At 52.6% G+C, this 5,312-nt stretch carries 9 protein-coding genes; 4 read left to right on the top strand and 5 right to left on the bottom strand.

Annotated features, from left to right (window positions below):
• Positions 1-299: 299 nt before the first annotated feature.
• The 5 genes from DFR77_RS12205 to DFR77_RS12185 all read right to left on the bottom strand — a co-directional run bounded on the left by DFR77_RS12205 (position 300) and on the right by DFR77_RS12185 (position 2,867).
• The gene (locus DFR77_RS12205; RefSeq protein WP_113852153.1) at positions 300-581 is read right to left on the bottom strand and encodes a hypothetical protein; all 282 of its coding nucleotides are present in this window, start codon (positions 579-581) and stop codon (positions 300-302) included.
• On the bottom strand, positions 578-1,054 hold the full coding sequence (locus DFR77_RS12200) for a DUF6948 domain-containing protein (RefSeq protein ID WP_002255718.1): 477 nt from the start codon (positions 1,052-1,054) through the stop codon (positions 578-580). Before DFR77_RS12200 ends, DFR77_RS12205 begins: the two co-directional genes overlap by 4 nt.
• Positions 1,055-1,086: 32 nt before the next feature.
• Complete coding sequence (locus DFR77_RS12195; RefSeq protein ID WP_003692842.1) at positions 1,087-1,287, bottom strand: hypothetical protein; 201 nt, start codon at positions 1,285-1,287, stop codon at positions 1,087-1,089.
• A gap of 321 nt (positions 1,288-1,608) precedes the next feature.
• Positions 1,609-2,169 carry a hypothetical protein gene (locus tag DFR77_RS12190; protein ID WP_002231760.1) on the bottom strand — a complete coding sequence of 187 codons (561 nt, stop codon included), beginning with the start codon at positions 2,167-2,169 and terminating at the stop codon, positions 1,609-1,611.
• Positions 2,169-2,867, bottom strand: a complete 699-nt coding sequence (locus tag DFR77_RS12185) for a S24 family peptidase (RefSeq protein WP_002255715.1) — start codon at positions 2,865-2,867, stop codon at positions 2,169-2,171. The genes DFR77_RS12190 and DFR77_RS12185 overlap by 1 nt, the downstream gene beginning before the upstream one ends.
• A 98-nt stretch (positions 2,868-2,965) precedes the next feature.
• On the opposite strand from DFR77_RS12185, the gene DFR77_RS12180 reads away from it, so the two are divergent.
• The 4 genes from DFR77_RS12180 to DFR77_RS12165 all read left to right on the top strand — a co-directional run bounded on the left by DFR77_RS12180 (position 2,966) and on the right by DFR77_RS12165 (position 5,194).
• Positions 2,966-3,211 (top strand): transcriptional regulator, encoded by a 246-nt coding sequence (locus DFR77_RS12180; RefSeq protein ID WP_014580642.1) that lies wholly within the window; start codon positions 2,966-2,968, stop codon positions 3,209-3,211.
• Positions 3,212-3,313: 102 nt separating this feature from the next.
• Positions 3,314-4,165 (top strand): replication protein, encoded by an 852-nt coding sequence (locus DFR77_RS12175; protein ID WP_113852152.1) that lies wholly within the window; start codon positions 3,314-3,316, stop codon positions 4,163-4,165.
• 14 nt (positions 4,166-4,179) lie between these two features.
• Positions 4,180-4,956: an ATP-binding protein gene (locus DFR77_RS12170; protein WP_113852151.1), complete on the top strand. Its 777-nt coding sequence runs from the start codon at positions 4,180-4,182 to the stop codon at positions 4,954-4,956.
• Positions 4,949-5,194 (top strand): hypothetical protein, encoded by a 246-nt coding sequence (locus DFR77_RS12165; RefSeq protein ID WP_113852150.1) that lies wholly within the window; start codon positions 4,949-4,951, stop codon positions 5,192-5,194. The genes DFR77_RS12170 and DFR77_RS12165 overlap by 8 nt, the downstream gene beginning before the upstream one ends.
• Positions 5,195-5,312 lie beyond the last annotated feature (118 nt).

Below are 5,312 nucleotides of genomic sequence, written 5' to 3'. Positions count from 1 at the left end.
CGCGCCGATTTTTTGGCAATCTCAATCAACCCGGATTCGTGCAGGATTCGGTTTTCCGCCTCCCAACCGTCCAAAGCCTGCCGCATATCCTCCCGCGCGTAATATCTTTCCATCCCCCAATCGGGGCTGCCGTAAGCCGCCGTGCCGTAATATTTCACCGCCTTCGTCCTTTCCGTTTGAGAAAACCGCCCGCAGCATTCACTGTTTCGCCGTGCCGTTGCCCCGCTTTGAAGTTCGATACTTCATCGCTTTGTGCTATCCCCGGCTTGGCAGATATAGCTTTCGGGCGGTTTTAAGGTTTAGCCGTTGCCGCTGCCGTTGCTGTAGCCGTTGCCGTAGCCGTTGCCATAGCCGCTACCGTTGCCGCTACCGTTGCCGTTGCCGTCGCCGTCGCCGTTGCCGCTGCCGTTGCTGTAGCCGTTGCCGTTGCCGTTGCCGTAGCCGCTGCCGCTACCGCCGCCGCCGACGCCGCCGTAGCCGTTGCCGTAGCCGTTGCCGTAGCCGTTGCCATAGCCGCTACCGTTGCCGCTACCGTTGCCGTTGCCGTAGCCGTGCTTCAATGGTTGATCTAGATAACTCATGACTGGGCGACCTCCAGCGCGGTGCGGATTGATTCAGCCGCGCCGCCTGTTACTGGGATAATCTCAATCGCCTCGAGCCATACGGAATCAAGCTCGCCGCAAATTTGGCTGCCGTCTTGCCTGATGCCGTGTCGTGCGACACCTGACAGGCTGATTGATTCCTTTGCCCACCAGCTGTACATTCGGCGCGCTTTTGTCAGAATCACTTCATTGCCTGCTTTTTGTTTCAACACACCAAACCAAACGCCTGCCGAATAAGTGCGGATGATGACTTCCTTGCCGATGGCAAAGTCGTTGATACCTTTTTGCTCGGCAACTGTTACCGGCGGTTGCGGCTCATGTTGCGGTTCGTCAAATTCGGTTGAAATGTCGGCGCGTTTTACACCCATTGCCGCTTCGAAATCGGCAGCAATGCCTGCAAAGACTTTTATAAGGTCTGACAAACTTTTCACTTCAAATTTATTTGCTTCCATTTTTGTTTCCTTTCGGGGTGGGGTTGGTTTCTTTACAAAACAATCATTACCTTCTCTTTTAAGCCGTCTTTTTTCACTGTAAAAGTGAAGGCGGTGTGATTGATGCTTTCGCTTTTTCTAGTGGTCCATGTCGCTGCTGCGTCGCGGCAGATTTCACCAACTTTCAATAAAAGGCTTTGCTCGTCCTTTGCCCTCGCGCCAAACCGATTTATTCTGCTGATTAATTCGTTCATCTCGTTTCCTTCAAGTTGTTGTTTGTTTCGATGGGTAAAGTATAGCAAAGCTAAATAATAAATCAATAGCACCGCTATATTTATTTTGCTATATTTTGATATACTTTTGATTATTAAAAGAATTTATTTTTGAGATTTCGCAGGCACAAAAAAACCGCCTTTCGGGCGGCTTTTTTACGAACATAAAAAAATTATAAAGTCAAGGAAGCACCATGTTGACTTCCTGAAATCACCATGCCGATTTCCTAACACCGGCGGGCAAGCCTACATGATGTTCATTTTTTGGGTATTAAAAAAGCCCGCATCGCGCGGGCTGTGTTTTTAAATAACAGGCAGATAGCAACATCGGCAACCCTGCTCATGCGTGCAGTGTGCGTGTGGGAGAACGGGTGCGTCTGATGATTTGTATATCTTGCCGTCCTCCGATTTACAAAATTCACAACCATCGGGGCAACAAGACAGCTCGACTTCTTCGTACTCTTTTAATTCCTGACGCGATTGTGCGTGGAAAAGCAGCATTGCAGGGACGGCAGAATCATCAAGAGGCGTTGATGCAAATTCATGCCGGTGAAGCCATTTCGGGAAATGACTCAATCCCCAAATAAAATTGAATGCAGCCATGATTCGCGCCATTTCCATATCGCCGCCGCTGATTCCGTCCAGTATTTCAGGGGAATCTAAAAGGATAGATTTCAAGATTTCAGCGTCCTCATTGCACGGGTAGCTCTCCCAGTATTCTTGAGCGGATATGCCCGAAAACAGCCCGCGCGGTCTTGGCTGCGATAATTCATAATTTGCAACCGTTCTACACGCCGCCAATACGTCGTGTGATTGAATGTGTTGAAAGCTCAATCGATATGCTTCTTCTGTTTTAATATCCATTAGTCTAATACACTCCACCAAAATACCCTGCCAATAACGGTTAGGCTGTCTAAAGAGGCGGTTTCGTCTTTGTATTCCGGGTTGTAGCTCTTGATACGGACTTGATTATCAGGCAGCTTTTGCAAGATTTTTGTACGCAACAGCCCACTGTGGTTGATGGCATAGATTTTGCCGTCTTTAATCATTTTATCGGCAGTATTAATACCCAGTGTAGCCCCGTCGGGGAATACCGGCTCCATACTGTCTCCGTCGGCAGATACGCAGACAACATCGTCAGGGTTTATGCCGTGCCGTCTTAAGGTTGATTTTGAGAAACGCAGTTTATAGCCGTTGTAGTCTTCAATTTCATCTGAAAAGCCGTTACCCGCCGACAAACAAACGTCTTTATAAAATGGAACTTCGCAATCATCGTCGGATAACGGGGTTTTGCTATCCCAAGCGTCAACAGAGCCGATAACGGTGGCGTTTGATTTGATGGAATCAACAGGGATACCCGGCTTGTCGTTTCCATCCACCCATCCGCGCGGTAATCCAAGCGCGATCTCAATTTGGGCGGCTACGCCGTCCCCTATATTTCTGTATCCGTTAAGCCATTGATTTATCTGGGCAGGAGCTTTATTAATTGCCCGAGAAAACTCAGCTTGATTGCCGTTAAACCTGTCGGCTATCAGATTTTTAATTCTATCTACTCGGTTCATTTCATTACCCCTTCAAATAGGTATAAATATAAAGCATAGCTACATTTATCAATGCTACTATTTTATATTTAGCTATGCTATACTCACGCTAAATTGATTTGACAGAGATCGAAATGGATTTAAGAGATTATTGCGCGATACGCGGCAATCAGTCTGATTTGGCAAGAAAAACAGGAATTTCCCCGTCTTTTATCCATCAGATTGCCAAAGGATTGAAGCCCGTCCCAATTCAGTCGGCGGCGTTGATTGAAAAGTCAACAAACGGCAGGGTAACACGAAAAGAGATGTTTCCTGATACCTGGCATCTAATCTGGCCGGAATTGGCAGACGACCAACCCAAATAAAAAGCCCGTCGGGGATGACGGGCAGCCGGTTACGCATTACTCGATTGTTGAAAACGGGGTGGAAGTGTGGGCGCAAGACCAATGGGAATGGAAGGACGGTAAATGAAATATATTCCAAATTCGTTTCAGATAGCAAACGCGGTAGTGGACGATTTCCTCTGCCGAATGAGCGGCAACGCGTGGAAATGCTACGCCGTCATCGTGCGCAAAACGACCGGCTGGCAAAAGGAAATTGACTACATCTCTGTTTCCCAATTTAAAAACCTGACCGGAATCAAAACAGACGTAACAGTTGCCGACGCGCTGAAAGAGCTTGTGGAATTGAACCTGATTGCCTCCGTCAAACGGCACGGTCAGGTAACCGGCTACCGCATCAATATGCCCGAACCGTCCCCCGAAAATGGGGGTACACCACCCCCGGAAAATGGGGGTACTGCCACCCCCAAAAATTGGGTACACCCAAAAAATGGGACTACCCCCAAAAATTGGGGGTCTACAAAACACACTACAAAACCCACTAATACAAAACACAGTATTAGCGCATCCGCAGCGGCGGACGCGCCCCTTTCTGCCGAACCTCCCGAAAGCGGAAAACGCGCCCCGGCGGCGAAGGCGAAAAAAACCGGCAGGCACGAAACCGAGCTTTCGCTGCTTGCCGACTACGGCATCACGGGGCAGGTGGCGGCGGACTTCCTGCAAGTCCGCAAGGCAAAACGGCAGCCGCTGACGGAAACGGCAATGCGCCTGATTGCCGCCGATGCGGAGAAATGCGGGATGACGGCGCTGCAGGCGGCGGAGTACGCCATCGCCAGCGGCTGGGCCAGCTTCCGCGCCGAATGGCTGCAAAACAAAACTTTCGGCGGGTCTGGAAATCGCGGCGGTCTGACGCACAACCAAACCGCCGCCGTGCCGGATGCGGGAAGCTACGGCGATATGCCGACAACGGATTTTTGAGGGGGGGTTCGGATATGGCTTTGAGGAACGCGTCTGATTTCTTGGGGGCTTACGGCGGCGGCGTGCGGGTCGAGCGGAGGCAATGCGCGGAACACGGCGGATACGCGGCGAAAAGCGTTTTGCGCGGCGTGTGGACGGGCTGCCCGGCCTGCCGGAAGCTGGAGGCGGCGGACGAAATGGCGGCATACGCGGAAACGCTGCGCCGCGGGGCGATGCGCGACGCGCTGGAAAAACGCATCGGGCGTTCGGGCATCGCCCCGCGGTTCAGAAACTGCCGGATTGAAAACTACGCCGTCAGCGATTCGATCCCGGGGATGGCGAGGGCGAAGGCGGCCGCCGCCGAGTATGCGGCAAACTTCGCCGATGTGTTGCAGACGGGGCGGAGCATGATTTTTTCGGGCAGGAGGGGCACGGGCAAAAACCACCTTGCCTGCGGCATCGCCCGCGAAGTCATCGCCGCCGGCAAAAGCGCGCTGGTCATCACGGTGGGCGATATGCTGCGGACGGTCAAGGACAGTTTCGGCGGCGGCGAGGCGGGGGCGGTCGGGATTTTCGTGAAGCCCGATTTGCTGGTGCTGGACGAGTTCGGCGCGGGCAGTCTGTCGGAAACGGACGGGCGGATTTTGTTTTCCGTCGTCAACGCCCGGTACGAGCGGCTGATGCCGATGCTGGTGCTGACCAACCTGACGGCGGAAGCCTTCCGCGAAAACACCGACGCGCGGATCAGGGACAGGCTGCGGGACGGCGGCGGCAAGCTGATTCCGTTCGACTGGGAGAGCTACCGTGCGTGAAACCTGCTTTTTCTGCAAGTACGCGGATTTCAAAACCCAACCGGACACGCCGGTGCGCGGTTTTGCGAAATGCGCGAAGGCGCGGAATGCGGAAGAGCGGGCGAAGCATTACCCGCGAATAAACCATTGCGCTACCGGCGCGTTTCAGACGGCATCGGGGGCGGCAATCGCAAAAAGGACGGCGGTGCTTGGGGAATATCCCCCGCAATGCGCCGAATTTGAGCGGGAAGGCGGGTAAAACGCTTTGGGAATATCCCAGCCTACCCGAGATTGAAAACCGCGTTAAAACGCAAATTTGAAAGGAAATACGGAATGACGGTCCGAAACACGCAAACCGAAACCGTCCGGACGGAAGC

Source organism: Neisseria gonorrhoeae, assembly GCF_003315235.1.
Lineage (GTDB): Bacteria > Pseudomonadota > Gammaproteobacteria > Burkholderiales > Neisseriaceae > Neisseria > Neisseria gonorrhoeae.
The sequence above is the reverse complement of the archived record's forward strand: the minus strand, read 5'-3'. Positions and strand labels throughout refer to the sequence as shown.